Below are 23,628 nucleotides of genomic sequence, written 5' to 3'. Positions count from 1 at the left end.
GTGGGAACGATCATCAGCCTCCGTGATTCTTCTGGAAAGTCTCCTCCCCCATCGCCGCAATCTGCCCCTCGATCAGCGCCTCGAACGGCTTGAGCAGCAGCTCGAAAGAGGCCGGCGCTTCCAGGGTCTGCAACGCCTGCACGATCGCCTCGATGGTCGACAACGCCCCCGGCCCCGGCGCCTTGCGCAGCCGATACCGTGAAACTCCGCCCTGCGCCAGCGTCACCCGAGGCAACGCCGCCAGCAGCGGATTCAGGTGCAACAGCTTGCGCGCCTTGCGCCACGTGCCATCCGGCACCACCAGCAACAGCGGTTCATCGGAGGCGGCGTACGCCTGCATCGGCTGCGCATCATCCGCCGGGAACAACAGCCGCGCCTGATACCCCGGTTGATTCAACAGCGCCGGCAAATCCTCGAACACCTCGCCGACGATCAGTTGCGCATTGTTCAAACCAAGCGCCGCCAGACGTGCGGTGTTCAGCGCGTGATTGACCTCGCTCGGGTGCTGCAACAGCAACACGCGGGTGCGACTGTCGAGGCTGGGAATCAGCGGACACAGGCAGTGGGTTTGTGGGCGCAGGCAGCGCGGGCATTGCGGTCTGGACATGTTTAGGCCTGATTGAGCTGCGCTTTGAGCAGGTCACGGAAAGTCTGGATCAGCGGCTCGCGACTGCGGCCCCGGCGCATGATCATGGAAAACGGCGCCTGATAACCGAAGGTCGCCGGCAACAGCACCCGCAGGTCGCCCTTGTCCGCCCAGGCCTGGGCGTAGTGCTCCGGCAGGTAACCGATGTAGGCGCCGGACAGCACCAGAATCAGCTGCGCCTCCATACTTTCCACGGTGGCGGCGCTGTGTTTGAAACCGTGACGCGCCAGTTCGGCCTGGCTCCAGTAGCCGCGACCGACCATGCGTTGCTGGGTGATGACCTGCTCGGGAATCCGCCGCTCGTTGAACAACGGATGACGGCTGCTGCAATACAGCCAGTGCTGTTCGCGGTACAGCGGCATGTACACCAGACCACTCATGCGCGTGGAAAACGCGCCGATGGCCAGATCGAGGCGGTTGTCCTGCACGCCGAGTTGCAGCTCATAGGGGCTCATCACCGACAGATGCAAATGCACCGCCGGGTGTTCCTGGCTGTAGGCGCCGATGGCTTCGGCGAACGGCAGGGCCTTGTCGCTGACCGTGGAATCGATCACCCCCAGGTTGAGCGTGCCGCGCAATTCGCCCTTGAGCGCGGCGGCGTATTGCTCGAACCCTTCGAGTTCGGCGAGCAGACGCAGGGTTTCCTGATGGAACAGCTCACCCTTGCTGGTCAGGCTGAACCCGCCGCGTCCGCGATGGCACAGCACAAGGCCGAGCGCGGCTTCGAGCTGGCTCATATAGGTACTGATCGCCGAAGTCGACAGGTTGAGTTCCTGCTGCGCATTGGCAAACCCCTGATGCCGCACGACGCTGACGAAGATGCGCAAAAGTTTCAGGTCGGGTAAAGCGTTGGCCATGGGTACTCCACAAACAAGGATCACAGGCGCGATAAACATCCCACGGCACCACATCCCTTGTGGCGAGGGAGCTTGCTCCCGCTCGGCTGCAAAGCAGTCGTAAACCCGACGAATATAGTTCATCCGATGTACCGCGCCGGGCGGTTTTGGGGCTGCTTCGCCGCCCAGCGGGAGCAAGCTCCCTCGCCACAGGGTCATCTATATAAGGTCGAAGAGTCTATCCCGCGCTTCACCATTAGTTTAGAAATTTCTGAACTAAGTTTTTGTTCGTAGCGATTCTTCCCCCTCACTACATTTCGCAGAATCGGCCCCACAGCGGTACCCGTGACCTTGCGAATGCGGCGCGCCGACATAAATAAAACAAAGACGATGAGGCCCTACCCGTGGACAAGATTCTTCACCAACCACTGGGCGGCAACGAAATGCCGCGCTTCGGCGGCATCGCCACCATGCTCCGACTCCCCCACCTTGAGACTGCTGCCGGCCTGGACGCTGCCTTCGTCGGCGTGCCACTGGACATCGGTACTTCGCTGCGTCCCGGCACCCGCTTCGGGCCGCGCGATATCCGCACCGAATCGGTGATGATCCGCCCGTACAACATGGCCACCGGCGCTGCGCCGTTCGACTCGCTGTCGGTTGCCGACATCGGTGACGTGGCGATCAACACCTTCAACCTGCTCGACGCCGTACGCATCATCGAAGAAGCCTACGACAACATCCTCGAGCACAACGTGATCCCGCTGACCCTGGGCGGCGACCACACCATCACCCTGCCGATCCTGCGTGCCATTCATAAGAAGCACGGCAAGGTCGGTCTGGTGCACATCGACGCTCACGCTGACGTCAACGATCACATGTTCGGCGAGAAAATCGCCCACGGCACGACCTTCCGTCGCGCCGTCGAAGAAGGCCTTCTGGACTGCGACCGCGTGGTGCAGATTGGATTGCGTGCGCAGGGCTACACCGCTGATGACTTCAACTGGAGCCGTGATCAGGGCTTTCGCGTAGTGCAGGCCGAAGAGTGCTGGCACAAGTCGCTGGAACCGCTGATGGCCGAAGTGCGCGAGAAAGTCGGTGGTGGCCCGGTGTACCTGAGCTTCGACATCGACGGCATCGACCCGGCCTGGGCGCCAGGCACCGGCACCCCGGAAATCGGTGGTCTGACGACCATTCAGGCGATTGAAATCGTTCGCGGCTGCCAGGGCCTCGACCTGATCGGCTGCGATCTGGTAGAAGTCTCGCCCGCTTATGACACCACCGGCAATACCTCGCTGCTGGCCGCCAACCTGCTGTACGAAATGCTCTGCGTACTGCCGGGCGTGGTCCACCGCTGAGGGTCGGGTCATGAACGAACGTGATCAGGTTCTGAAAGCGGCCGCCGATCTGGTGTCCGCCTTCGCCCGCAATGATCGCGAAGCCTACTTCGGCGCGTTCAGCGCCGATGCGAGCTTCGTGTTCTACACCCTCGAACAGCCCCTGCTGTCACGCGACGCCTATCAGGCGTTGTGGGACCGCTGGCGCGCCGAGGATGGCTTCGAGGTGCTGTCGTGCACTTCGAGCAACGCCTTCGTCAGCCTGCAGGGTGACGTGGCGGTGTTTATCCATGACGTGGCCACCGAGCTGCGCATGCAAGGGGAGCAACACTTCAGCCAGGAGCGCGAGACGATTGTTTTCAGGAAACAAGCGTCGAGCCTAGAACAACAAGGCCATTGGCTGGCCTGCCACGAACATTTGTCCGCAATGCCGGAAGGGCTGCCACCCCCTTAGCCAAACAGGTGACGCCTCACACACGATGCGGCGCGCCTTTATGATCGGAGCAGATCATGAATAACAACAACAAAGACCAAAGCCTTACGCAGATTGAAACCCACGGGGTCGAACAGATCCCGGACAACGAACGCACCGCCGGTCCCGTGGACTTGTTCCGCATGATCTTCGGCGGCGCCAATACCTTTGCCACCGCTGTGCTCGGCAGTTTCCCGGTACTGTTCGGCCTGTCCTTTCAGGCGGGCGTCTGGGCGATTGTCTCGGGCGTGCTGCTCGGCTCGCTGATCCTCGCACCGATGGGCCTGTTCGGCCCGCTCAACGGCACCAACAATGCCGTGTCGTCCGGTGCGCACTTCGGCGTGCACGGGCGGATCGTCGGTTCGTTCCTGTCGTTGCTGACCGCCATCGCCTTCTTCTCGCTCTCGGTATGGAGTTCGGGGGATGCGCTGATCGGTGGTGCGAAACGCCTGATCGGCCTGCCGGAAACCGACCTGACCCTTGGCCTGGCCTATGGTCTGTTCGCGGTACTGGTACTGACCGTGTGCATCTACGGCTTCCGCTTCCTGCTGTGGGTGAACAAGGTCGCGGTGTGGAGCGCGAGCCTGCTGTTCCTGCTGGGCATCTTCGCCTTCGCCGGTCCTTTCGATTCGCACTACGCGGGCACCGTCAGCCTTGGCCAGCCGGGCTTCTGGGCCGCGTTCATCGGCGCCGCGCTGGTGGCCATGAGCAACCCGATTTCCTTCGGCGCGTTCCTCGGCGACTGGGCCCGCTACATCCCGCGTGAGACCTCGCGCAAGCGGATCATGGCGGCAGTGATTTTCTCGCAGATCGCCACCTTCATTCCGTTCCTGTTCGGCCTGACCACCGCCACCATCGTGGCGATCCAGGCACCGGACTACATCGCGGCAAACAACTATGTCGGCGGTCTGCTGGCGGTGTCGCCGAGCTGGTTCTTCCTGCCGGTGTGCCTGATTGCGGTGATCGGCGGCATGTCCACCGGCACCACCTCGCTGTATGGCACCGGGCTGGATATGTCGAGCGTGTTCCCGCGTCTGCTGTCGCGGGTCAAGGCGACGCTGCTGATCGGCGTGCTGTCGATTGCCTTCATCTTCATCGGGCGCTTCGCGGCGAACCTGGTGCAGAGCGTGTCGACCTTTGCCGTGCTGATCATCACCTGCACCACCCCATGGATGGTGATCATGATCATCGGCCTGGTGGTGCGTCGCGGCTTCTACTGCCCGGACGACCTGCAAGTGTTCACCCGCGGCGAGCAAGGCGGACGCTACTGGTTCAACCACGGCTGGAACTGGCGTGGCCTGGGTGCATGGATCCCGAGCGCGGCGGTCGGCCTGTGCTTCGTCAACCTGCCGGGGCAGTTCGTCGGCCCGTTGGGTGAACTGGCCGGCGGCATCGACATCAGCCTGCTGGTGACCCTGGGCCTGGCCTCGGTGATGTACCTGATGCTGCTGAGCCTGTTCCCGGAACCGGCGCTGGTGTATGGACCAAAGGATCCCCGGAGCCAGGGTGCTGCCACGGCAGCAAAGCCTGAAATGAGTCAGCCAGCCTGACACCATCCCCCTGTGGGAGCGAGCCTGCTCGCGATGACGGCAGCACATCCGACATCGATGTGACTGAAAAATCGCTATCGGAGCAGGCTCGCTCCCACAAGGGAAAACTGATTCCAGACTCACCATAAAAAAGACAATCGGAGACACGCCATCATGGCTTTGGATTTATTCGTCGTCCTCATCTACGCGGCCGGCATGCTCTTGCTCGGCTATTTCGGCATGCGCAAGGCCAAGACCAACGAGGACTTCCTCGTCGCCGGGCGTAACCTCGGCCCGAGCCTGTACATGGGCACCATGGCTGCGACCGTTCTGGGTGGTGCGTCCACCGTCGGCACCGTGCGTCTGGGCTATGTGCACGGTATCTCCGGTTTCTGGCTGTGCGCGGCACTGGGTTGCGGCATCGTGGCGCTGAACCTGTTCCTGGCCAAGCCGCTGCTGAAACTGAAGATCTACACCGTGACCCAGGTCCTGGAAAAACGCTACAACCCGATGGCCCGCTCGGCGAGCGCGGCAATCATGCTGGCCTACGCGCTGATGATCGGCGTGACCTCGATCCTCGCCATCGGCACCGTACTGCAAGTGCTGTTCGGCCTGCCGTTCTGGGTCTCGGTACTGCTCGGCGGTGGCGTGGTGGTGGTGTATTCGGCCATCGGCGGCATGTGGTCGCTGACCCTGACCGACATCGTCCAGTTCATCATCAAGACCGTAGGCCTGATGTTCATCCTGTTGCCAATCTGCCTGTACAAAGTCGGTGGCTGGGACGAACTGGTGCTGAAGCTGCCGGCGGCGGCGTTCAACTTCACCACCATCGGCTGGGACACGATCATCACCTACTTCATGATCTACTTCTTCGGCATCCTGATCGGTCAGGACATCTGGCAACGGGTGTTCACCGTCAAGAATGAAAAAGTGGCTCAGTACGCCGGCAGCTTCGCGGGTATCTACTGCATCCTCTACGGCCTGGCCTGCGCCCTGATCGGCATGGCGGCGCACGTGCTGATTCCGGATCTGGACAACGTCAACAACGCCTTCGCCGCGATCGTCAAACTGTCGCTGCCGGACGGCATCCGCGGTCTGGTGATCGCCGCCGCCCTGGCCGCCATGATGTCCACCGCCAGCGCCGGTCTGCTCGCCGCCTCCACCACCCTGACCGAAGACCTGCTGCCGAAACTGCGTGGCGGCAAACAGTCGAGCCTGGGCGTGAACCGTCTGTTCACTCTGCTGACCGGTGTCGTGGTGCTGGGTATCGCACTGGTGGTCAACGACGTGATCAGCGCTTTGACCCTCGCGTACAACCTGTTGGTGGGCGGCATGCTGATCCCGCTGATCGGTGCGATCTTCTGGAAACGCGCCACCACCGCCGGCGCGATCGCCAGCATGGGCATGGGCTTCGCCACGGCGCTGCTGTTCATGGTCAAGGACGGTCTGGACGCCAACACGCCGATCTACTACAGCCTGGCCGTCGGCCTGGTGAGTTTTGTGGTGGTGAGCCTGGTTTCCCGTCGCCCTGCCCCGGTGGCCAGCGCGATCTAAGCTGAACATAACGACTTGATGCTTTCTTCGGCGGGTGTGGCGTCGGTTGCCACACCCGTTTTTTTTCGTCTGGAGAAAATGGCCGATGAAGATTGTTTCACGGGACCAATGGTTCGAAGTGCAAACCATGAGCGACGGCATCCGCCTGATTCACGAGCCGTATATCCGTCCTTTCTACCGCTGCAACCTCTGGCATGTTCAGGGCCGGGACATGGATCTGCTGCTCGACAGTGGTTCCGGGCTGGTCAGCCTGCGCGAACAGCTGCCGTGGCTCACCGAACGGCCGCTGGTGGCGGTAGCCAGTCATTGCCATTTCGACCACATCGCCGGGCATCACGAGTTTGCCGAACGGCTGGTACACCCCGCCGAGGCGAACATTCTGGCGGCGCCGGATGGCGAGAATGACCTGAGCCGCGCCTTCGTCGGCGACGACATGTTCGAAGCGCACCCGGACTGCCCGTTGTGCTACGCCGAATACCGGGTCAAGGCTGCGCCGGCCACCGGGTTTGTCGAGGACGGCGATGTGCTGGATCTGGGCAACCGCGCACTGCAAGTGCTGCACACACCGGGGCATTCGCCGGGCGGGATCAGCCTCTATGAAGCCACCACCGAAACCCTGTTCAGCGGCGACATCATCTACGACGGGCCGTTGATCGAAGACGCCTACCACTCCAATCTCGAGGATTACGCCGCCAGCCTTCGTCGCTTGCAGGCGTTGCCGATCCGTACCGTGCATGGCGGGCATTTCGGCAGTTTCTCGGGAGAGCATTTGCGCGCGATGATTGACGAATGGTTGCGCCGACACGCCTGAGGCCTGCTGTACTCCAGTCAGATCCCGCCACTTTTTGAACATCTGCCATGAGAAGAGCTGCCGTGCGTGCCGCCGTGCACCGATTCATCAAACGCCTGCTGGAACACCGCGACTTCAACGACAACACCAGTCTGGCGGAGCTGGGTCTGGAAAAGGCAGATATCGAGGATCTGATCTTCCATCTGGAAGATGAATTCGGACTGACGGCCTTCACCGCCGAGGAAGACCACATGCTCAAGAGCGCCAAAACCGCGAATGACTTGAGCCGGTTTCTACTGGAAATCGGGCGGCACTGAAAAGCAAAAGGTCGCCGTTTCGAGCGGCTCCAGCCTCTTTGTGCTGGAGCCGCTCGAAACGGCGACCTCTCTAATGATTAATCCTTGAAGCCGGAGGCATTACCGCCGACGCTGCTGACGCCGACGCTGTTCGTCATCAGTGCGAATCGGGACCGGTTGCAGAGGCGGTTCGATCAAACCGAGGGCAACACCCAAATCGTGCAGCCAGTTCTGAATTTTCTCTTTCATCGTCATGCCCCCTTCAGGGTGGTGCTGAGCGACCGGAATTCTGAGGCCGCTTCGCACTGATAATAGTCCGAAGTCCTACGCAATGCTCGGCAAAATCCGCAATGATCTGTTACTGAATGGATCAGAATCCCTGACCGATCGTTCAAGCGATTTCCAGGCCTTCTTCGCCAGCCACGGGATAGAGCATCTGCTGCTGTTCAATCCACGCATTGAGATTGGCCCCGACCATGCCCCGGCGCCACATGAGCCAGGTTGTCGCACTGGCAAATGGCTCGGCCAGCGGATGCACCGCGACACTTTCCCGGCCCGGCAGGCTGGCGAGCATCGACTCCGACATCAGCGCCACGCCGCTGCCGGCAATCACGCAGGCGAGCATGCCCTGATAGGACTCGATCTCCATCGCCCGGCCCATCGCCGTCTGATAATGGGCGAACCACGCCTCCAGCCGCGCCCGGTAGGCACAGCCATGGCGAAAGGTGAACACCGCCCGTCCCTCGACATCCCTGGCACTGCGCACCGGCGGGTGATCAGCCTCGCTGATCAAAACCAGCCGCTCGTTGCACAGCGGCACGCCGTCGATCCCGGCCAGTTGTGGCGGGCCGTCCACCAGCGCCGCATCAAGCCGCCCGGCCAGCAACCCTTCGAGCAACTCACCGCTGGGCCCTGACTGCACCTGCAGATTCACCGCCGGATACTGTTTGTGATACCGCGCCAGCAGCGCCGGCAAATGGATCGCAGCGGTGCTGTAAAGAGTGCCGAGCACGAAATCCCCCGCCGGTTGCCCGCCCATCACCGCTGCGCTGGCCTGATCACGCAAGGCGAACAGTTTGCCGGTGTAGTCCAGCAGGACTTTTCCCGCAGGCGACAACTGCAAACGCTGACGCTCCCGCACGAACAGTTCGACACCCAATTGCTCTTCGAGCTGTTTGAGCCGGGTCGAAAGGTTCGACGGTACACGGTGCAGACGTTCGGCGGCACGAGTGATCGAACCCTCCTGCGCCACGGCCTGGAAGATCCGCAACTGGCTGAACTCCACAAGCTTTCTCCTGAACTGAACAAGTTACTCAATATTATTCAATTTTAAAGAAAGTCAATCAGTCCTAGCCTGACGGTCATTGAACCTCTGACGGAATCCAGACCATGTCGCCGCTGATTCGCTTATTCGCCAGTTTCATTGCCCTGATGATGGCCATGGGCATCGGGCGTTTCGCCCTCACGCCGCAACTTCCTCACCTGATCAGTGAAGGGCAGCTCGACCTCACCGCCGCCGGTCTGATTGCAGCCGCCAATTACCTCGGCTATCTGCTCGGCGCGGTGGACGCGATGTTTTCCCGTCGCCCCGATCAGGTACAACGCCGTTTGCATGGCGGCTTGTGGCTGTGCGTGCTGCTGACGCTGGCGTCGTTCTGGGCCGACGGTTTCTGGTCGCATCTGCTGCTGCGTTTCGGCACAGGTGTGGCGAGTGCCTGGGTGCTGGTGATGATCACCGCACTGAGTCAGCCACTGGCTGCGGCGGCGGGTCGCCCGCGGTTGGGAGCGCTGGTTTTTGCCGGGCCTGGGCTGGGGATTTTTCTGACGGGGCTGCTGGCGCTGTTCTCACATCTGGCGCAGCAGACGTCCGCCACTCTGTGGCTGATCTATGCTGCCGTGGCGCTGGTGATGCTGTTGGGAATCGTGCGGGTCCTGCCGCAACCGGTTTCCAGCGCAAGCGTCGCACCTGCTGCCGTCAATCATTCGAATCGCGGCATTCCTCGGTTGGCAGCGGTATACGCCCTGTACGGTGTGGGCTACATCATTCCGGCGACGTTCCTTTCGCAGATGGCCAATGCGCAGTTTCACGGGCAATGGCAGGCCGATCTGTTCTGGCCCTGCTTCGGCCTCGGCGCCGCTATCGGTGTATTGCTGGTGAGTCTGCGTCGACACGATCAGGACACCACCCGTCACTGGTTGATGGCGACGTTGTGGCTGCAGGCGGCCGGGGTGTTCGCTTGCCTGTTGGGCAGCGGACCTGGCCTGGCTTTGGGTGTGATCCTGTGTGGCACGCCGTTCCTGGCCTGCATGCAACTGGTCATGCAACGCTCCCGGGAACTGGCGCCCCACGCCACCCAGCGCAACGCCGGGCTGCTCACCGCGTGCTTCGCTGTCGGTCAGCTCAGCGGGCCGTTGCTGGCAGCGGTCAGCAGTCACTTCAGCGGCGGCCTGCAACCGGCGCTGGTGATCGCCGGCAGCGGCCTGCTGATCGCCGGCGGCCTGGCGTGGAAACCGCTTACGACTGGCCGAGTGCCTTGCGCAAGCGCCGACGCACCCACTGTTCCGCGCTGACGAAGGTGATGCCAAGCAGCACCAGTACGGCACCGATGATGAAATTCAGGCTGAGCTTTTCATCCAGCAACACCACGCCGAACGTGACGCCGAACAACGGTGTCATGAAGGAAAACACCGCGAGGTTGGCCGCCAGATAACGGCGCAGCAGCCAGAACCAGGTCAGGTAACTGAAGAACGACACCACCAGCCCCTGGAACAGCACGCTGCCCAGCGCCACGACGGTCAGGCTGACGTGGGTGATCTGGCCGCTGAACAATGCGATAAACAGCAGGCCGACGAAACCGACGATCAGTTGATAGAACAGCGTCAACGTCACTGGAGCGTCCGACAGCCGCGAGGCGCGCACCACCACGGTGGTCGCGCCCCAACTGGCTCCTGCCAGCACGCCAAGGGCATCGCCCAGCAGCATGCGATGGTCGAGGTTGTCCCAGGACACGCCACCGGCGAACGCCACTGCAATCCCGACGAACGCCATGAAAATTCCCAGCCATTGCACCGGACGCAGACGCTCGCTGGGCAACAGGAAGTGCACCCCCAGGGCCGTGAAAATCGGCGCCGTGTAGAGGAAAACCGACATGTGCGCTGCGGTGGTCAACTGCAAGCCTTCGGAGATGAACAGGAACTCAAGCCCGAACAAGGCACCGGCCAGCAAACCGCCACGCCAGGTGGTGCCGACCTGTTCCCAGCCGCCCTTCCAGCAGATGAGCAGTCCGACCAGCAACGCGGAAATCCCCGACCGCCCCGCCGCCTGCATCACCGGCGCGATATCGGTCGCCGCCCATTTGATCATCACCTGCTGCACGCCCCAGATCAGGCACAGGCCGATCATCACTTGCAGGGCAAAGCCGTCGGCACTGCGCCGACTGACGCTCACCGCAACACCTCGAACACATACGTCATGGCAGTTTTCCCAATGGTCAAAGCAAAGCCCCGGATCGATGTCCGGGGCGAATAATGGTTTCGGGGATTATTAACCAGTTGGCCAGAAAAAACCGTCTGGAAGAGACACTTCATTCTCTTGAAGCGTCAGCGTTGAATGGCTGACGGCTGCGCCGTCAATCGCGAGCAGGCTCGCTCCACAGGGAAACGCTATCTCATGTGGGAGCGAGCCTGCTCGCGATGACGTCAGTTCAGGCAACAAACATTACCCGGCAGAGTGGCCAAATGTTCTGGCCACCCTCCATCCCGCTGAACAGGCAACAACCGTGGCAAACGTCCCCCACGCCCAGTCCATCAATGTCACCTGCACCGACCAGCCGCGCAGCGTCGCCCAGTTGGTCAGGTCATAGGTGCCATAAGCGACCAGCCCGAGCAGCGCCCCCATGCGGGCGGCGCGTTGCCAGGTCGTCGCCGGCAGCACCACAAACGCCACGCAGCCGAAAACGTACAGGCAATAAAAAACCGCTGCCGGGACCAGCAACGGTTTTTCGAGCATCAGCGGACCGAGCAGTTCGCGATAGGTCGGTGCCATCAATACGCCGAGCCAGACGCCATCGAGCAAAAGAAATGTCAGCAGCGTGGCGACGTAGGCAATCAGCGCTTTTTTCATCTGCCCGACCTCAGGTTGGCCCATGCAACATGGGCCACGTATGGCTCAGGTTAGTTCAATGCGATCGGCATGAATGATGATTTTGCCTTCCTTGTACAACGAACCGATGGCCTTCTTGAAGTTGCCCTTGCTGACACCGAACAGGCTGCTGATCAGCGCCGGGTCGCTCTTGTCGCTGACGGCCAGGGTGCCGTTGCTTTCACGCAACCTGGCGAGGATCTTCGAACTCAGGCTGCTGGCCGCATCCTGCCCCACCGGCTGCAGGCTCAGGCTGATCTTGCCGTCGGCGCGCAATTCCTTGATGAAGCCTTTCTCGCGCATGCCGGAGCGCATGAACTTGAAGATTTCATTCTTGTGAATCAGCCCCCAGTGCTTGTTGTTGATGATCGCCTTGAAGCCCATGTCGGTGGCTTCGACCACCAGCAGATCGACTTCCTGGCCCACGCTGTAGCTGGCCGGGGTCTTGTCGAGGTAACGATCCAGACGCGCGGTGGCGGTGATACGGCGGGTGCGCTTGTCGAGATAGGCGTGCACCACGCAATAGTCGCCGGCGGTCAACTGACGTTTTTCTTCCGAGTAAGGCAGCAACAGATCCTTTGGCAGACCCCAGTCGAGGAATACACCGATACTGTTGATTTCAACAACTTTTAAACTGGCAAATTCACCGACCTGAACTTTTGGCTTTTCAGTGGTTGCAATAAGTTTGTCATCACTGTCCAGATAAACGAAAACATTGAGCCAGTCTTCATCTTCGCTGGGAATGTCCTTGGGAATATAACGATTGGGCAAAAGAATTTCGCCGTCGGACCCGCCGTCCAGATATAAACCGAAGTTAGTGTGTTTAACCACTTGCAAACTGTTGTAACGCCCGACTAAAGCCATTTCCAATACCCTCATTGCGTGGGCGGCATTCTACCCGGTTTTGCCGGATTCGTCGGGCGCCAGATCCAGGGTTGCCCTGAAATTTGCGCGAAGCCTTGATTTTCCTCGATTTGCCGCTGGACGGACGCCACTCGTCAGACCGAACCGGCGGTTTCCAGCCACGCCTGGCCCATGAAAAGCACGCCAATTCCGTTCCATGTTATTTATTTAAATCAGCAGGTTATCGGGATATCCAGACAATGGTTCGAGAGATGTTCTGCCCGCACAACTGTTTATTCCGACGGATATTAACCAAGCGATCAGCAAGTTATTCCTGTACGATGCCTGGCCGAATTACTTTTCTACAGGTTAATGGCCGCCATGCGTGTAAAAGCATCCACCAGCAAAGCAAAGCCAGCTCCAGCCGTTGAAACCAGCGAATCGATCAACGATCAGATCGCGGCATTCCTCAAGTCCGGTGGCGAGATCCAGCAAATTGCCAAGGGCGTCAGCGGCCAGACATTCGCCACGTCCAGACAGATCAGCCTGGGCAAGAAATAACACCCCGCCCTACACCAGATCCAGGACGCTTCGAGCTTCGAAGCGTCCGGACCGGATCCCTCGCAAGACTTCCCTCGCGTTTAAATCAAATCAGCATGAATCGACGAACGGCCCCCGATACCGAGCATTCGCCGGTATCCTTGCACGCGTCTGGATCAAGCGTTTCAGCAGGTATGTCACCCTGCGCTCGCTGTTCAAGGAGTGACGCATGTTCAAACCGCTCTGTTTATTTATTGCAGGACTGCTGGCAAGCCCGGTCGCACACGCGCAGATTTTCCAGCGTGAGCTCGGTGACTTCGACCTGAAACTCGGCACCACGCCCAGTCGCAGCATGGCCCAGGGGCTGGTCAAGCCTTCGGCGGTCGGCTCATTCCACGGTGGCCTCGATCTGAGCCATGACAGCGGCCTTTACGTTGGCCAGTACGCGCCGAGCATGGGACTGACGCCGGGCAAGAATCTTGAAATCGATTCCTACATCGGCTTCAAACAACCTTTCGATCAAACCCTCGGCTACGAAGTCGGGATGATTCATTACAGCTACCCGAAGGTCGACACCCTCGACAGTCAGGAATTCTTCGGTGGCCTGACGTTGCTCGGCAGCCGTTTCGGCATCGCACTGAGCAACGATCCGGATAAACAGAACAACACCCTGTTTGCCGATCTGGGCGGCAACCCGCCGTTCGGTATCGGGATCAGCATGAAATACACCACCCATCAGCTCAACACGCCGGTTTCGGTGGACGGTGGATATGTCAGCAGTTTTACCGACTGGTCGGTGAAATTTTCCCGGCCGGTCATGGGTATCGATCTGGACCTGATCTACAGCAATTCGAGCCTCAACGGCAGCGACTGCTCGGCGTACTCCGGACACAACAGCCAGTGCGACGGGCTGGTCACGCTCAAGGCCGAACGCGCATTCTATTGATTGGCTGAACTGCCGGGAGCATCCTGCGTTCACATAAGAATCAGACGCCAGGCTTTCGCAAGGACTCGCCCATGTCTCGCTGGTTCAAACCCTTCGCCACTGTGCTGGTCTGCCTGCTCGCACTCGGCGCCTGCAGCCGGATTGGCCTGGCCTATCGCAATCTCGACGTCATCATTCCATGGACGCTCAGCGACTACCTGGACATGAACGGCGAGCAGAAAGACTGGTTCAACGAGCGCCTCAAGGAACACCTGAACTGGCATTGCACCACCCAGTTGCCGGGTTATCTCGACTGGCTGGATCGCCTGCAGACCATGGTCGAAACCAACCAGGTCATCGACGCTGCATTGCAGGCCCGCACCGTGGAAGCCAAACAGGCGATTGCCGAAACCGCACGGGAAATCACCCCGTCGGCCATCGAGTTGTTGCAGGGGCTGGACGACAAACAGGTCGCGGACATGAACGATGCGTTTGCCAAGGACCTGCGCAAACGTCAGCAGGAGTATGTGAAGCCGCCACTGGCCCAACAGATCGCCGAGCGTGGCGCCCGCATGGACAAGCGTCTCAACGACTGGCTCGGCCCACTGAGCGTCACCCAGGAGCAACGGGTAATGGCCTGGTCGACGGCCCTTGGCGACCAGAACACCCAATGGATCGCCAACCGTGCGCATTGGCAGCAACAGTTCAGCGCCGCCGTTGCCCAGCGCAAGAGCCCGCAATTCCCACAACGGATCGAGACCCTTCTGGTCTATCGCGAGCGTTTGTGGACAGCGGATTACCGCAAGGCCTACGACAATACCGAGGCACAGGCCCGTTCACTGGCGGTGGATCTGATGGCCGAGAGTACGCCGCAGCAGCGTCAGCGCTTGTTGAAAAAGATCGAAGGTGTACGCAAGGACTTCAATGATTTGAAGTGCCTGAAAGCGGCCAGGCGCAATTGAACAGCGAAGATCGTCCGGACCGGATCCGGACGATCGCTCGCTTCGACAACTCAGGCGATCTGCGCCTTGGAGGCCACGGTGTCGAACGTCGCCTCGTCGAGCGCATCCTCCTGCTCGTCCAATACCTGACGCGGGTGGTCATTGCCGGGGATGCTGCTGTCGATCAGGCTCAAGAGGCTCGACCCGCGCAGGGTCAGACTGAAGTTGTTGCCCGTGCTGCCGTCTTCCTCGCGCGGGGTGATGTAACCGCGATCCAGCAGCAGCTTTTCGTAGTCACAGGCCAGGGTTTTCAGGTGATCCAGATTCTCGATGGGCTCGCCCGCTGCCGCCTTGTCAGCCGCGTAATCTTCGGCAAAGGTGCGAGGTGCAAAACTGTGGCCTGCGCCGTTCTGCACTTCGTGCAGCAGGCGTTCGATCAAATCCCAGTTATAAGTCGTCATCCTGATTGAACCTCCGTTGCGCATGAGTTTTTGGCGCGTTCACAGGTTGTGACCGAAGCGCTGCATCACCGTTCAGGATTATTCGACGCTACGGCCGACCGGCGGTCTGTCGATTTCCGGAGACAGTGAGCGACTAGTCTGAGACAGTCGGTTTCAACCTGCGCAGGAGAAATCATCATGAACGTTGAGAATCATCCGGTGGTGTCGCGCGAAGAATGGCTCGCCGCCCGCAGACAACACCTTGCTGATGAAAAAGCCTTTACCCGGGAACGCGACCGCCTCAGCGCCAAACGCCGCGCCCTGCCCTGGGTGAAAGTCGACAAGGACTATCGTTTCATGGGGCCGGACGGCCAATTGCAACTCGCCGACCTGTTCGGCCACCACAGTCAACTCATCGTCTATCACTTCATGTTCGCCAAAGGTTGGGAAGAAGGCTGCCAGGGCTGCTCCTTCCTGAGTGACCACTTCGACGGCGCCAATCTGCACCTGGCTCATCACGACATTGCGCTGGTGGCGGTATCCCACGCGCCGTTCGCCGAATTCCAGGCATTCAAGCGACGGATGGGCTGGAAGTTCGACTGGGTGTCGTCGGACGGTTCCGATTTCAACTACGACTTTGGCGTGTGCGCCCGTGCTGAAGATGCCGAAGCCGGAACGGCTACGTACAACTATGAAAAGACTGACAGTGCCGAGGAGGAAATGCCGGGGCTGAGTGTGTTTTATCGCGCCAATAACGGCGAGATATTCCACACCTACTCAACCTACGCCCGGGGCCTGGACATGCTGGTCGGCGCCTACCATTTTCACGACCTCACACCCAAGGGGCGGAACGAGGACGAAATCATGGAGTGGGTACGGCATCATGATCGGTATGACAAGGCAGAAAAATCCAGCTGTTGTCACGGCGACTGAGCCAGCAAAAACAGTGAACTTTTCACTGGTCACGGGCTTCAACCGGTTAACCCGCCTTAACCGGAACCGAGGCCCGTCCCATGAAAACCCTGCTCAAACTCACACTCGCCACCACCCTCGCCTGCGCCCTGCCCGTCTGGGCCTGCACGCCCGAAGAAGCCACCGCCAAACGCGAGCAACTGGCCCGGGAAGTGGCGAAGCTCACCGAGCAAAACCCCGCCAAGGCCAAGGAAATCAATGCCGAGCTGCAGAAAATGGATCTGGGCACGGCCTCTGCGGATCTGCCGGACAAATGTCAGTTGATCGACCAGCGTCTGAAGGAGCTGGATTCGGCCGAACATAAGGCCGAGGGCTGACAGTCCGGGTCTTCCCCCCGAAGGACGCACTGAAGAGAGTGTCCTTTCGTCCGCAAAATTGCATTTGTGCATTTATTTATTTGCACAAATGCATATTCAGACCTAGGGTTACCTCGAGCCTGCTCGGAACCCGCCGCAGAAGTGGCACCCCTTGACCGCCGACGGCTCGCAAATCCACGCAAGACATATGTTTTCATTCATGGAGGATTGAAAAATGTTAACCACTGAAACAACGCCATTCACCGGCAGCACCCTGCCCGGGTGCCTGACCGGCCATCTGCTCGACGCGCAACTGGTCGAGGTCGAAGCGGCCCCGCAGGCCGAGGCGCTGGCGGCCTCAAGCCTCAACTTCACGATGCAGCAACAGACCCAGACCAACTGGTGCTGGGCTGCGGTTTCGGCCTCGGTCGGCAACTATTACGGCACCGGGTCCTGGACTCAGTGCGGCGTTGCCAGCACCCAGTTGAGCCGCAACTGCTGCAGCCAGCCCGGCCCCTGCAACGTCTACGGCTACCTGGATTCGGCCCTGCAAACCACCCGCAGCTACAACGGGATGAATCAGGGTTCGTTGCAGATGTCGGCCATCCAGAACCAGATCAACATGGGCCGACCCGTCGGTCTGCGCTGTGCCTGGTACGGCGGCGGTGCGCACTTTCTGACGATCTATGGCACCAATGGCAATTACGTGCTGGTCGCGGACTCCATCTACGGTTATTCGACCCGTGCACTGAACTCGTTCCCCGGCTCCTACAACGGCGGCGGAAACTGGACTCACACGTACTTCACGGCGAAAAACTAGGAGGGCGACATCATGCAACTGACTTATCCAAAGGCGCCTTCCAACGGCGTACAGACCTTGCGTCCGGTGCTGCAAGCAGCGCTGCAAACCCAGGGATTTGGCATCAATCGCCAGTTCGCCAGTGCGGCACCGGCGAAAATCAGTCTCAGCGAGGCCTATCGCGGCTATTCGCTGAGCCTGGACGACCTGAGCCAGGGCAAAGGCCTGAAGAACGCACGGCTCGGCGACTGGCACTACCTTGTGTTTGCCGACGGTGTGTCGATCGCCGATGCGCAATTGGCTGAAGTTCGCGGTCATGTCGAGTTCGCTTCGTTGAACCACGGCAACCACGCAGCCGCAACGGTGGATGCATTGAAACTGGCCGAGCAATCGCCGCAGTTGCAGGGCAAGACCGTTGAGCTGCGAGTGCTGTTCGTTTCGGCGCTGCATGTCGTAGCGATCTGGCTGCACGCGGCAAATGAAGATGTGCTGATCCCGATCGAACCGACGCCCAGGGAACTGGCACTGACCGGGTTGTACAGCGAGGCGGCCCTGCTCGCACAGCTCAAACCGAAGGCGGATCAGGCAAAGCAACGTTTTGATGCCGACACCCGTGGACAGCTGGGCAGTTGATAAACGCCGGCAATAAAAAAACCGGACACTGTCCGGTTTTTTTTGGGCGTCTGAAACGGATTATTCAGCCGCAGGCGCTGCCGGCTTGCGGCGCTTGAGCGGGGCCATGCCGTCACTGCTCACCAGCGAATCCGGCTTCGGACGGTTGGCGCTCTTGCGCTTGTTCGGGGTCTTGGCGACGGCTTTTTTCTTGTCGCCCTTGGCGTCGGTCTTTTTCTTTTTGGTACCCGCGGCCTTGCCCGAGGCCTTGACCTTCTTCGGTCCGCTGTAGGTGCCTTTGACTTCCTTGATGGTGCGGCGCTCGAAACTCTGCTTGAGGTAGCGCTCGATGCTCGACATCAGGTTCCAGTCGCCGTGGCAGATCAGCGAGATGGCCAGACCATCGTTGCCGGCGCGGCCGGTACGACCGATGCGGTGTACGTATTCGTCGCCGCTGCGCGGCATGTCGAAGTTGATCACCAGATCCAGCCCCTCGACGTCCAGACCACGGGCCGCCACGTCGGTGGCCACCAGAATCTTCACGCCGCCCTGCTTCAGACGGTCGATGGCCAGCTTGCGATCCTTCTGGTCTTTCTCGCCGTGCAGCACGAATGCCTTGTATTCCTGGGCGACGAGGCGACCGTAGATGCGGTCGGCCATGACCCGGGTGTTGGTGAAGATGATCGCCTTTTGATAGGTCTCGTTGGCCAGCAGCCAGTTGACGATCTGTTCCTTGTGCTGGTTGTGGTCGGCGGTGATGATCTGCTGACGGGTGGAGTCGTTCAGCTGGCTGACCGCGTTGAGTTGCAGGTGCTCAGGGTTCTTCAGCACCTTGGCGATCATCTCGCGCAGGCCGGAACCGCCGGTGGTGGCGGAGAACAGCATGGTCTGCTGACGGTTCGGGCATTCGTCCACCAGACGCTGCACGTCTTCGGCGAATCCCATGTCGAGCATGCGGTCGGCTTCGTCGAGCACCAGCACTTCGACCTCTTTCAGGTCGAGATTGCCGGCGTTCAGGTGTTCGATCATCCGGCCCGGCGTGCCGATCAGGATGTCCGGGACCTTGCGCAGCATGGCGGCCTGGACCTTGAAGTCTTCACCACCGGTGATCAGGCCGGACTTGATGAACGTGAACTGCGAAAAGCGTTCGACTTCCTTCAGGGTCTGCTGGGCCAGCTCGCGGGTCGGCAGCAGGATCAGGGTCTTGATGCTGACACGGATCTTGGCCGGGCCGATCAGGCGATTGAGGATCGGCAGGACAAAAGCGGCGGTCTTGCCGCTACCGGTTTGCGCCGTCACCCGCAGGTCACGCCCCTGAAGCGCCAGCGGAATGGCCGCGGCTTGCACAGGCGTTGGCTCGACAAATTTAAGCTCGGCCACGGCTTTGAGCAGGCGTTCGTGCAGGGCGAATTGGGAAAACACGGGTGCTACCTCGAAGATGTGCGAAAAAACAGCTGCATAGGTTACCGGTTTCGAGCGCTCAGGCCGAGTTTCTTTGTGAAATCAGGCGCAATCAGTGGCTTTTTTGTTGCTCGATTTGTCTCCAACGGTAATACACAGCGTCTTAAATGCTCTAATCGCCCGTCGCGTCTTACAGAAGAATCGTCTCTCTCATGGATTTCAAACAGCTCTGGCTCAACGCCCAAGACCTCTGGGGTGCCCTCGATCGGCACCCGCTCCTGCACGCCGGCCTGGCGTTGATTCTGTTGCTGGTGATCGCGCTGGTTCTCGGACGAGTGGCGCGTTATCTGATCCTGCATGCCAGTCGCATGCTCGGTCGCCAGCCCGCGCTGCACTGGATCAACGATTTTCGGCATAACAAGGTGTTTCAGCGTCTGGCGCAGATGACGCCGTCGCTGGTAATCCAGTTCGGCCTGCACCTGGTGCCGGAGCTGAGCAAGACCGCCATGGTGTTTCTCGGCAACGTCGCGCTGGCGTTCACCATTCTGTTCCTGCTGTTGTCGGTCAGCGCCCTGCTCAATGCGCTGCTGGACATCTACGCCCGCACCGAACACGCCCGCACCCGCTCGATCAAGGGTTATGTGCAACTGGCAAAAATGGTCCTGTATGTGTTTGGCGCGATCATCATCGTCGCCACCCTGATCGACCGTTCGCCGCTGTTGCTGCTGTCCGGTCTGGGTGCGATGTCGGCGGTGATCCTGTTGGTGTACAAGGACACCCTGCTGTCGTTCGTCGCCAGCGTGCAACTGACCAGCAACGACATGCTGCGGGTCGGCGACTGGATCGAAATGCCACAGGTGGGCGCCGACGGCGACGTGGTCGACATCACCCTGCACACGGTCAAGGTGCAGAATTTCGACAAGACCATCGTGTCGATCCCGACCTGGCGCCTGATGTCCGAGTCGTTCAGAAACTGGCGCGGCATGCAGCAGTCCGGCGGGCGGCGGATCAAGCGCAGTCTGTTCATCGATGCCAGCGGCGTGCGTTTCATCCGCGACGATGAAGAAGAGAAACTGTCCCAGGTGCACCTGCTGACCGACTACATGAGTCGCAAGAAAGCCGAGCTCAAGGCCTGGAACGAGGCCCAGGGCAATGTCGCGGCGATGTCGGCCAACCGTCGGCGCATGACCAACATCGGCACCTTCCGCGCGTACGCACTGGCCTACCTGAAGAGCCACCGGGAGATCCAGCCCAACATGACCTGCATGGTGCGCCAGATGCAGACCACGGCCCAGGGCATTCCGCTGGAAATCTACTGCTTTACCACGACCACGGTGTGGGCCGATTACGAGCGGATCCAGGGGGATATTTTCGATTACCTGCTGGCGGTGCTGCCGGAGTTCGGGTTGAGCCTGTATCAGCAGCCGAGCGGTGGGGATCTGCGTTCGGGGTTGTTGCCGGCGGTGTTGGGTTCGGCGCATATACCCGAGGCTCAAAAGCACCTCATGTAACACCACAAAACCTGTGGGAGCGAGCTTGCTCGCGAAGGCGGTGGTTCAGTCAGTGATGAAGTGACTGATACTCCCTCATCGCGAGCAAGCTCGCTCCCACAGGGACTGCATTCAGCTCAGAAGTGGCGGGTTATTTGACCTGCCGCTGCGGCGCCTTGTGCACCATGGTGTAGGCGTAGTCGACGCCCATGCCATACGCGCCGCTGTGTTCCAGCACCAGGTCCATCACCGCCTGATAAGTGTCTTTGTGCGCCCAGTCACGCTGGTACTCGAGCAGCACTTGCTGCCAGGTCACCGGTACGGCACCGGCCTGAATCATCCGCTGCACCGACATGTCATGGGCTTCTTTGGTGGTGCCACCGGACGCGTCGGTGACGATGTACACCTCGTAGCCTTCGGCCAGGGCTTCCAGGGCCGGGAAGGTCAGGCAGACCTCGGTCCACAGCGCGGCGATGATCAGTTTCTTGCGCCCGGTGGCCTTCACGGCGTCAACCAGCGCCTTGTCTTCCCAGGAGTTCATCGAGGTGCGCTCGATCGGCTTCTGCTCCGGGTGCACCGCCAGCAGTTCCGGCCAGATGTAGCCGCTGAAGCTTTCGGTTTCGACCGAGGTGTAGATGGTCGGAACGTTGAAAATCTTCGCCGCCTTGGCCAGGCCCACGGTGTTGTTCTTCAGGGTCTGACGGTCGATCGACTGCACGCCGAACGCCATTTGTGGCTGGTGGTCGATCAGGATCAGGGCGGAGTTGGTCGGGTTCAGCAGTTCACGGTTAGACATGGCGCGTTCCTTTTGATGTCGATTCAGAGTGTCGATTGGGTATTGGGTGAGTCGAGGCGTTTTGCCGTCTTCGGCGTTGTTGTCTCGGCTTGGATGTCACTTTAGGGGCTGGCCGATAAAGGGACAATTACCTAAAATCGAGAATCATTGATTCTAAAAAAGGGACAATCATGGATCGCATCGAATGCATGCGCGCCTTCGTGGTGACGGTCGGCGAGAACGGCTTCGCAGCCGCCGCCCGGGCCATGGACGTGCCACGGTCGAAAGTCAGCAAACAGATTCAGGCGCTGGAAGAAGCCATCGGCGTGCAACTGCTGCAGCGCACCACCCGCAGCCTGCACCTGACCGAGGCCGGAGCGGAGTATTTCGAAGCGGCGCGGGAAGTGATCGCGGCGCTGGACGAGGCCGAACAGCGGGCGCGGGATGGCATTGGCGAATTGCGCGGGGTGTTGCGCGTAAACGCACCGATGTCGTTCGGCTTGCGGCGCCTGGGCAAGTTGATTCCGCTGTTCCACGAGCAGCACCCGAACATCGAGTTGCAACTGGTACTCAGCGACCAGCAGGTCGATCCGGTGCGCGGCGGGTTCGACGTGACGATCCGCATCGCCAGCCTGCCGGATTCGACCATGATCGCCCGACAACTAGCGCCGGCGCCGCGCATCATGGTCGCCTCCCCCGCTTACCTCGAACGCGCAGGCACGCCGCAGACACCGCAGGACCTGCGCTCGCATCAATGCTTGAACTACGGCTATCTGCAGAGCGGCGTCAGCCTGCAACTGTGCAACGGCAAGGAGACCCAGCGGGTCAACGTGACCGGGCCTCTGCATGCCAACAACGGTGACCTGCTGGCGCAGGCGGCGGAGGCCGGCATGGGCATTGCGCTGCTGCCGGACTTCATCGTCGAAGATGCACTGGCCGCCGGGCGACTGGTGCCGGTGCTGTGCGAATGGCAAGCCCCGGCGATCACCATCAACGCCGTGTACTCGTCAGCGCGGCGGGTGCCACAGAAGACGCGCGCGTTTATCGAGTTTCTGGTGGGGCAACTGGCGCCGCCTTGCCAATCCCCAACCGACTGATCCACACCGCCGCCAGAATCACGCCGCCCCCGAGGAACAACCGCCCCAGTTCCTCATGTTGATTCCAGATCAGCAGGTTCAACACCAGCCCCACCGGCACATGCAGGTTGTTCATCACCGCCAGGGTGCCGCCGTTGACCAGGCACGCACCCTTGTTCCACCAGTACAGGCCCAGCGCGGTCGCAACCAGGCCCAGGAACACCAGCACGCCCCATTGCAGCGGCGCTTGCGGCAGAAAATTCGATTTGCCGAACAGCAGAAAGGCCGGCAACGCCACCGCGAGCGCGCCGAGGTAGAAGAAGCCGAAGCGCCGGTAGTGCGGCAGATCGCTCGGGTGCTTCGCCACCAGATGCTTGTACAGCACTTGCCCTGCGGCGTAGGTGAAGTTGGCCAGTTGCAGCAACAAAAAGCCCATGAAGAAGTCCGGATTGATCCGGTCGTAGCGGATGACCGCCGCCCCCGCCACCGCCACCAGTGCGGCGATCAATGCCCACGGGTTGAAGCGGCGGTTAAGCGCATCTTCGATCAGGGTCACATGCAGCGGCGTGAGGATGGTGAACAGCAGCACTTCCGGCACCGTCAGCACGCGGAAGCTCAAATATAGGCAGACGTAAGTCACACCGAACTGCAGCGCACCGATCAGCAGCATGCCGCGCATGAACGCAGGCTCCACCGAGCGCCAGCGGGTCAGCGGAATGAACACCAGCCCCGCGAGCACCACGCGCACCAGCACCGCGAAATAGCTGTCGACGTGCCCGGCCAGGTATTCGCCGATGAGATTGAAGGAAAACGCCTGGATCAGCGTGACAATAAGTAGATAGCCCATGGTCGCCTCGATTTCGAATGGCGGCGACGATAGCGGTTTTTCCCGGCGATCGCTAAATCCCGGGCAAAAAAAA

General features: G+C 60.5%; 27 protein-coding genes. 16 read left to right on the top strand and 11 right to left on the bottom strand.

The annotated features are described in order from the left end of the window. Positions 1-13: 13 nt before the first annotated feature. Together BBF94_RS07790 and BBF94_RS07785 are read right to left on the bottom strand one after the other, a co-directional pair. Positions 14-607, bottom strand: a complete 594-nt coding sequence (locus BBF94_RS07790) for a tRNA-uridine aminocarboxypropyltransferase (RefSeq protein WP_065258465.1) — start codon at positions 605-607, stop codon at positions 14-16. Between the two features lie 2 nt (positions 608-609). Continuing rightward, positions 610-1,503: a LysR family transcriptional regulator gene (locus BBF94_RS07785; RefSeq protein ID WP_007956593.1), complete on the bottom strand. Its 894-nt coding sequence runs from the start codon at positions 1,501-1,503 to the stop codon at positions 610-612. 383 nt (positions 1,504-1,886) lie between these two features. On the opposite strand from BBF94_RS07785, the gene speB reads away from it, so the two are divergent. The 6 genes from speB to BBF94_RS07755 all read left to right on the top strand — a co-directional run bounded on the left by speB (position 1,887) and on the right by BBF94_RS07755 (position 7,478). Continuing rightward, entirely contained in the window at positions 1,887-2,837 is a 951-nt protein-coding gene (gene speB, locus BBF94_RS07780; protein WP_065258464.1) for an agmatinase, read from the top strand. 10 nt (positions 2,838-2,847) lie between these two features. After that, complete coding sequence (locus tag BBF94_RS07775; protein WP_065258463.1) at positions 2,848-3,270, top strand: YybH family protein; 423 nt, start codon at positions 2,848-2,850, stop codon at positions 3,268-3,270. A 56-nt stretch (positions 3,271-3,326) separates the two neighbouring features. Then, the gene (locus BBF94_RS07770) at positions 3,327-4,838 is read left to right on the top strand and encodes a purine-cytosine permease family protein (protein WP_065258462.1); all 1,512 of its coding nucleotides are present in this window, start codon (positions 3,327-3,329) and stop codon (positions 4,836-4,838) included. Between the two features lie 153 nt (positions 4,839-4,991). Further along, positions 4,992-6,371: a sodium:solute symporter gene (locus tag BBF94_RS07765; RefSeq protein WP_065258461.1), complete on the top strand. Its 1,380-nt coding sequence runs from the start codon at positions 4,992-4,994 to the stop codon at positions 6,369-6,371. Between the two features lie 85 nt (positions 6,372-6,456). Further along, the gene (locus tag BBF94_RS07760) at positions 6,457-7,182 is read left to right on the top strand and encodes an MBL fold metallo-hydrolase (protein ID WP_065258460.1); all 726 of its coding nucleotides are present in this window, start codon (positions 6,457-6,459) and stop codon (positions 7,180-7,182) included. Positions 7,183-7,229: 47 nt separating this feature from the next. Beyond that, positions 7,230-7,478, top strand: coding sequence for a phosphopantetheine-containing protein (locus BBF94_RS07755; RefSeq protein ID WP_065258459.1), 249 nt, complete (start codon positions 7,230-7,232; stop codon positions 7,476-7,478). A 99-nt stretch (positions 7,479-7,577) separates the two neighbouring features. Here the strand turns inward: BBF94_RS07755 and BBF94_RS28285 are convergent, their stop codons facing one another. Both BBF94_RS28285 and ptrR read right to left on the bottom strand, forming a co-directional pair. Further along, positions 7,578-7,706, bottom strand: coding sequence for a PA1414 family protein (locus BBF94_RS28285; protein ID WP_007914492.1), 129 nt, complete (start codon positions 7,704-7,706; stop codon positions 7,578-7,580). Between the two features lie 142 nt (positions 7,707-7,848). Continuing rightward, a complete protein-coding gene (ptrR, locus tag BBF94_RS07750) occupies positions 7,849-8,742 on the bottom strand; it encodes a putrescine utilization regulator PtrR (protein ID WP_065258458.1) in 894 nt (297 codons plus the stop codon). 104 nt (positions 8,743-8,846) lie between these two features. On the opposite strand from ptrR, the gene BBF94_RS07745 reads away from it, so the two are divergent. After that, positions 8,847-10,028 carry an MFS transporter gene (locus tag BBF94_RS07745; RefSeq protein WP_065258457.1) on the top strand — a complete coding sequence of 394 codons (1,182 nt, stop codon included), beginning with the start codon at positions 8,847-8,849 and terminating at the stop codon, positions 10,026-10,028. Here the strand turns inward: BBF94_RS07745 and BBF94_RS07740 are convergent. The 3 genes from BBF94_RS07740 to BBF94_RS07730 form a co-directional block, all read right to left on the bottom strand. Further along, the gene (locus tag BBF94_RS07740) at positions 9,973-10,905 is read right to left on the bottom strand and encodes a DMT family transporter (RefSeq protein WP_065258456.1); all 933 of its coding nucleotides are present in this window, start codon (positions 10,903-10,905) and stop codon (positions 9,973-9,975) included. The two genes, BBF94_RS07745 and BBF94_RS07740, sit on opposite strands and share 56 nt — an antisense overlap. Positions 10,906-11,175: 270 nt before the next feature. Beyond that, positions 11,176-11,580, bottom strand: coding sequence for a DUF2177 family protein (locus BBF94_RS07735; RefSeq protein ID WP_065258455.1), 405 nt, complete (start codon positions 11,578-11,580; stop codon positions 11,176-11,178). A 45-nt stretch (positions 11,581-11,625) separates the two neighbouring features. Further along, entirely contained in the window at positions 11,626-12,462 is an 837-nt protein-coding gene (locus tag BBF94_RS07730) for a CvfB family protein (protein WP_065258454.1), read from the bottom strand. Between the two features lie 351 nt (positions 12,463-12,813). Between BBF94_RS07730 and BBF94_RS07725 the strand changes: the two genes are divergently transcribed. The 3 genes from BBF94_RS07725 (at position 12,814) to BBF94_RS07715 (ending at position 14,868) form a co-directional block, all read left to right on the top strand. Further along, the gene (locus BBF94_RS07725; protein ID WP_176704431.1) at positions 12,814-13,002 is read left to right on the top strand and encodes a hypothetical protein; all 189 of its coding nucleotides are present in this window, start codon (positions 12,814-12,816) and stop codon (positions 13,000-13,002) included. Between the two features lie 208 nt (positions 13,003-13,210). Beyond that, positions 13,211-13,927: a TorF family putative porin gene (locus tag BBF94_RS07720; protein WP_065258453.1), complete on the top strand. Its 717-nt coding sequence runs from the start codon at positions 13,211-13,213 to the stop codon at positions 13,925-13,927. Positions 13,928-13,998: 71 nt separating this feature from the next. Beyond that, positions 13,999-14,868 (top strand): DUF6279 family lipoprotein, encoded by an 870-nt coding sequence (locus BBF94_RS07715; RefSeq protein ID WP_065258452.1) that lies wholly within the window; start codon positions 13,999-14,001, stop codon positions 14,866-14,868. Between the two features lie 50 nt (positions 14,869-14,918). Here BBF94_RS07715 and BBF94_RS07710 read toward each other — a convergent pair whose 3' ends face one another. Beyond that, entirely contained in the window at positions 14,919-15,308 is a 390-nt protein-coding gene (locus tag BBF94_RS07710) for a transcriptional regulator (RefSeq protein WP_065258451.1), read from the bottom strand. A 177-nt stretch (positions 15,309-15,485) separates the two neighbouring features. Between BBF94_RS07710 and BBF94_RS07705 the strand changes: the two genes are divergently transcribed. The 4 genes from BBF94_RS07705 to BBF94_RS07690 all read left to right on the top strand — a co-directional run bounded on the left by BBF94_RS07705 (position 15,486) and on the right by BBF94_RS07690 (position 17,987). After that, entirely contained in the window at positions 15,486-16,220 is a 735-nt protein-coding gene (locus tag BBF94_RS07705) for a DUF899 domain-containing protein (RefSeq protein WP_065258450.1), read from the top strand. A gap of 80 nt (positions 16,221-16,300) precedes the next feature. Next, a complete protein-coding gene (locus BBF94_RS07700; protein WP_065258449.1) occupies positions 16,301-16,576 on the top strand; it encodes a hypothetical protein in 276 nt (91 codons plus the stop codon). A 214-nt stretch (positions 16,577-16,790) separates the two neighbouring features. Next, a complete protein-coding gene (locus BBF94_RS07695) occupies positions 16,791-17,375 on the top strand; it encodes a papain-like cysteine protease family protein (protein WP_065258448.1) in 585 nt (194 codons plus the stop codon). 12 nt (positions 17,376-17,387) lie between these two features. Then, a complete protein-coding gene (locus BBF94_RS07690) occupies positions 17,388-17,987 on the top strand; it encodes a hypothetical protein (protein ID WP_065258447.1) in 600 nt (199 codons plus the stop codon). Positions 17,988-18,047: 60 nt separating this feature from the next. Here the strand turns inward: BBF94_RS07690 and BBF94_RS07685 are convergent, their stop codons facing one another. Beyond that, positions 18,048-19,388 (bottom strand): DEAD/DEAH box helicase, encoded by a 1,341-nt coding sequence (locus BBF94_RS07685; protein WP_065258446.1) that lies wholly within the window; start codon positions 19,386-19,388, stop codon positions 18,048-18,050. 191 nt (positions 19,389-19,579) lie between these two features. Between BBF94_RS07685 and BBF94_RS07680 the strand changes: the two genes are divergently transcribed. After that, positions 19,580-20,878 carry a mechanosensitive ion channel family protein gene (locus BBF94_RS07680; RefSeq protein WP_065258445.1) on the top strand — a complete coding sequence of 433 codons (1,299 nt, stop codon included), beginning with the start codon at positions 19,580-19,582 and terminating at the stop codon, positions 20,876-20,878. A gap of 130 nt (positions 20,879-21,008) precedes the next feature. On the opposite strand, the gene BBF94_RS07675 is transcribed toward BBF94_RS07680, so the two are convergent. Continuing rightward, positions 21,009-21,653, bottom strand: coding sequence for a hydrolase (locus tag BBF94_RS07675; RefSeq protein WP_065258444.1), 645 nt, complete (start codon positions 21,651-21,653; stop codon positions 21,009-21,011). Between the two features lie 170 nt (positions 21,654-21,823). On the opposite strand from BBF94_RS07675, the gene BBF94_RS07670 reads away from it, so the two are divergent. Further along, positions 21,824-22,729 carry a LysR family transcriptional regulator gene (locus BBF94_RS07670; RefSeq protein WP_065258443.1) on the top strand — a complete coding sequence of 302 codons (906 nt, stop codon included), beginning with the start codon at positions 21,824-21,826 and terminating at the stop codon, positions 22,727-22,729. On the opposite strand, the gene BBF94_RS07665 is transcribed toward BBF94_RS07670, so the two are convergent. After that, positions 22,674-23,555, bottom strand: a complete 882-nt coding sequence (locus BBF94_RS07665) for a carboxylate/amino acid/amine transporter (RefSeq protein WP_065258442.1) — start codon at positions 23,553-23,555, stop codon at positions 22,674-22,676. The genes BBF94_RS07670 and BBF94_RS07665 overlap by 56 nt on opposite strands. Between the last annotated feature and the right edge of the window lie 73 nt (positions 23,556-23,628).

It is taken from the genome of Pseudomonas bananamidigenes, assembly GCF_001679645.1.
Lineage (GTDB): Bacteria > Pseudomonadota > Gammaproteobacteria > Pseudomonadales > Pseudomonadaceae > Aquipseudomonas > Aquipseudomonas bananamidigenes.
The sequence above is the reverse complement of the archived record's forward strand: the minus strand, read 5'-3'. Positions and strand labels throughout refer to the sequence as shown.

What these genes read in the sequence shown, in the direction of transcription:
- BBF94_RS07755 (WP_065258459.1), top strand. Translation starts at nt 7,230, where the DNA reads ATGAGAAGAGCTGCCGTGCGTGCCGCCGTGCACCGATTCATCAAACGC.
- BBF94_RS07730 (WP_065258454.1), bottom strand. Translation starts at nt 12,462, where the DNA reads ATGGCTTTAGTCGGGCGTTACAACAGTTTGCAAGTGGTTAAACACACT.
- BBF94_RS07710 (WP_065258451.1), bottom strand. Translation starts at nt 15,308, where the DNA reads ATGACGACTTATAACTGGGATTTGATCGAACGCCTGCTGCACGAAGTG.
- BBF94_RS07735 (WP_065258455.1), bottom strand. Translation starts at nt 11,580, where the DNA reads ATGAAAAAAGCGCTGATTGCCTACGTCGCCACGCTGCTGACATTTCTT.
- BBF94_RS07670 (WP_065258443.1), top strand. Translation starts at nt 21,824, where the DNA reads ATGGATCGCATCGAATGCATGCGCGCCTTCGTGGTGACGGTCGGCGAG.
- BBF94_RS07700 (WP_065258449.1), top strand. Translation starts at nt 16,301, where the DNA reads ATGAAAACCCTGCTCAAACTCACACTCGCCACCACCCTCGCCTGCGCC.
- BBF94_RS07790 (WP_065258465.1), bottom strand. Translation starts at nt 607, where the DNA reads ATGTCCAGACCGCAATGCCCGCGCTGCCTGCGCCCACAAACCCACTGC.
- BBF94_RS07770 (WP_065258462.1), top strand. Translation starts at nt 3,327, where the DNA reads ATGAATAACAACAACAAAGACCAAAGCCTTACGCAGATTGAAACCCAC.
- BBF94_RS07665 (WP_065258442.1), bottom strand. Translation starts at nt 23,555, where the DNA reads ATGGGCTATCTACTTATTGTCACGCTGATCCAGGCGTTTTCCTTCAAT.
- BBF94_RS07720 (WP_065258453.1), top strand. Translation starts at nt 13,211, where the DNA reads ATGTTCAAACCGCTCTGTTTATTTATTGCAGGACTGCTGGCAAGCCCG.
- BBF94_RS07705 (WP_065258450.1), top strand. Translation starts at nt 15,486, where the DNA reads ATGAACGTTGAGAATCATCCGGTGGTGTCGCGCGAAGAATGGCTCGCC.
- BBF94_RS07745 (WP_065258457.1), top strand. Translation starts at nt 8,847, where the DNA reads ATGTCGCCGCTGATTCGCTTATTCGCCAGTTTCATTGCCCTGATGATG.
- BBF94_RS07725 (WP_176704431.1), top strand. Translation starts at nt 12,814, where the DNA reads ATGGCCGCCATGCGTGTAAAAGCATCCACCAGCAAAGCAAAGCCAGCT.
- BBF94_RS07675 (WP_065258444.1), bottom strand. Translation starts at nt 21,653, where the DNA reads ATGTCTAACCGTGAACTGCTGAACCCGACCAACTCCGCCCTGATCCTG.
- BBF94_RS07785 (WP_007956593.1), bottom strand. Translation starts at nt 1,503, where the DNA reads ATGGCCAACGCTTTACCCGACCTGAAACTTTTGCGCATCTTCGTCAGC.
- BBF94_RS07760 (WP_065258460.1), top strand. Translation starts at nt 6,457, where the DNA reads ATGAAGATTGTTTCACGGGACCAATGGTTCGAAGTGCAAACCATGAGC.
- BBF94_RS07765 (WP_065258461.1), top strand. Translation starts at nt 4,992, where the DNA reads ATGGCTTTGGATTTATTCGTCGTCCTCATCTACGCGGCCGGCATGCTC.
- BBF94_RS07775 (WP_065258463.1), top strand. Translation starts at nt 2,848, where the DNA reads ATGAACGAACGTGATCAGGTTCTGAAAGCGGCCGCCGATCTGGTGTCC.
- BBF94_RS07690 (WP_065258447.1), top strand. Translation starts at nt 17,388, where the DNA reads ATGCAACTGACTTATCCAAAGGCGCCTTCCAACGGCGTACAGACCTTG.
- BBF94_RS28285 (WP_007914492.1), bottom strand. Translation starts at nt 7,706, where the DNA reads ATGAAAGAGAAAATTCAGAACTGGCTGCACGATTTGGGTGTTGCCCTC.
- BBF94_RS07680 (WP_065258445.1), top strand. Translation starts at nt 19,580, where the DNA reads ATGGATTTCAAACAGCTCTGGCTCAACGCCCAAGACCTCTGGGGTGCC.
- BBF94_RS07715 (WP_065258452.1), top strand. Translation starts at nt 13,999, where the DNA reads ATGTCTCGCTGGTTCAAACCCTTCGCCACTGTGCTGGTCTGCCTGCTC.
- BBF94_RS07695 (WP_065258448.1), top strand. Translation starts at nt 16,791, where the DNA reads ATGTTAACCACTGAAACAACGCCATTCACCGGCAGCACCCTGCCCGGG.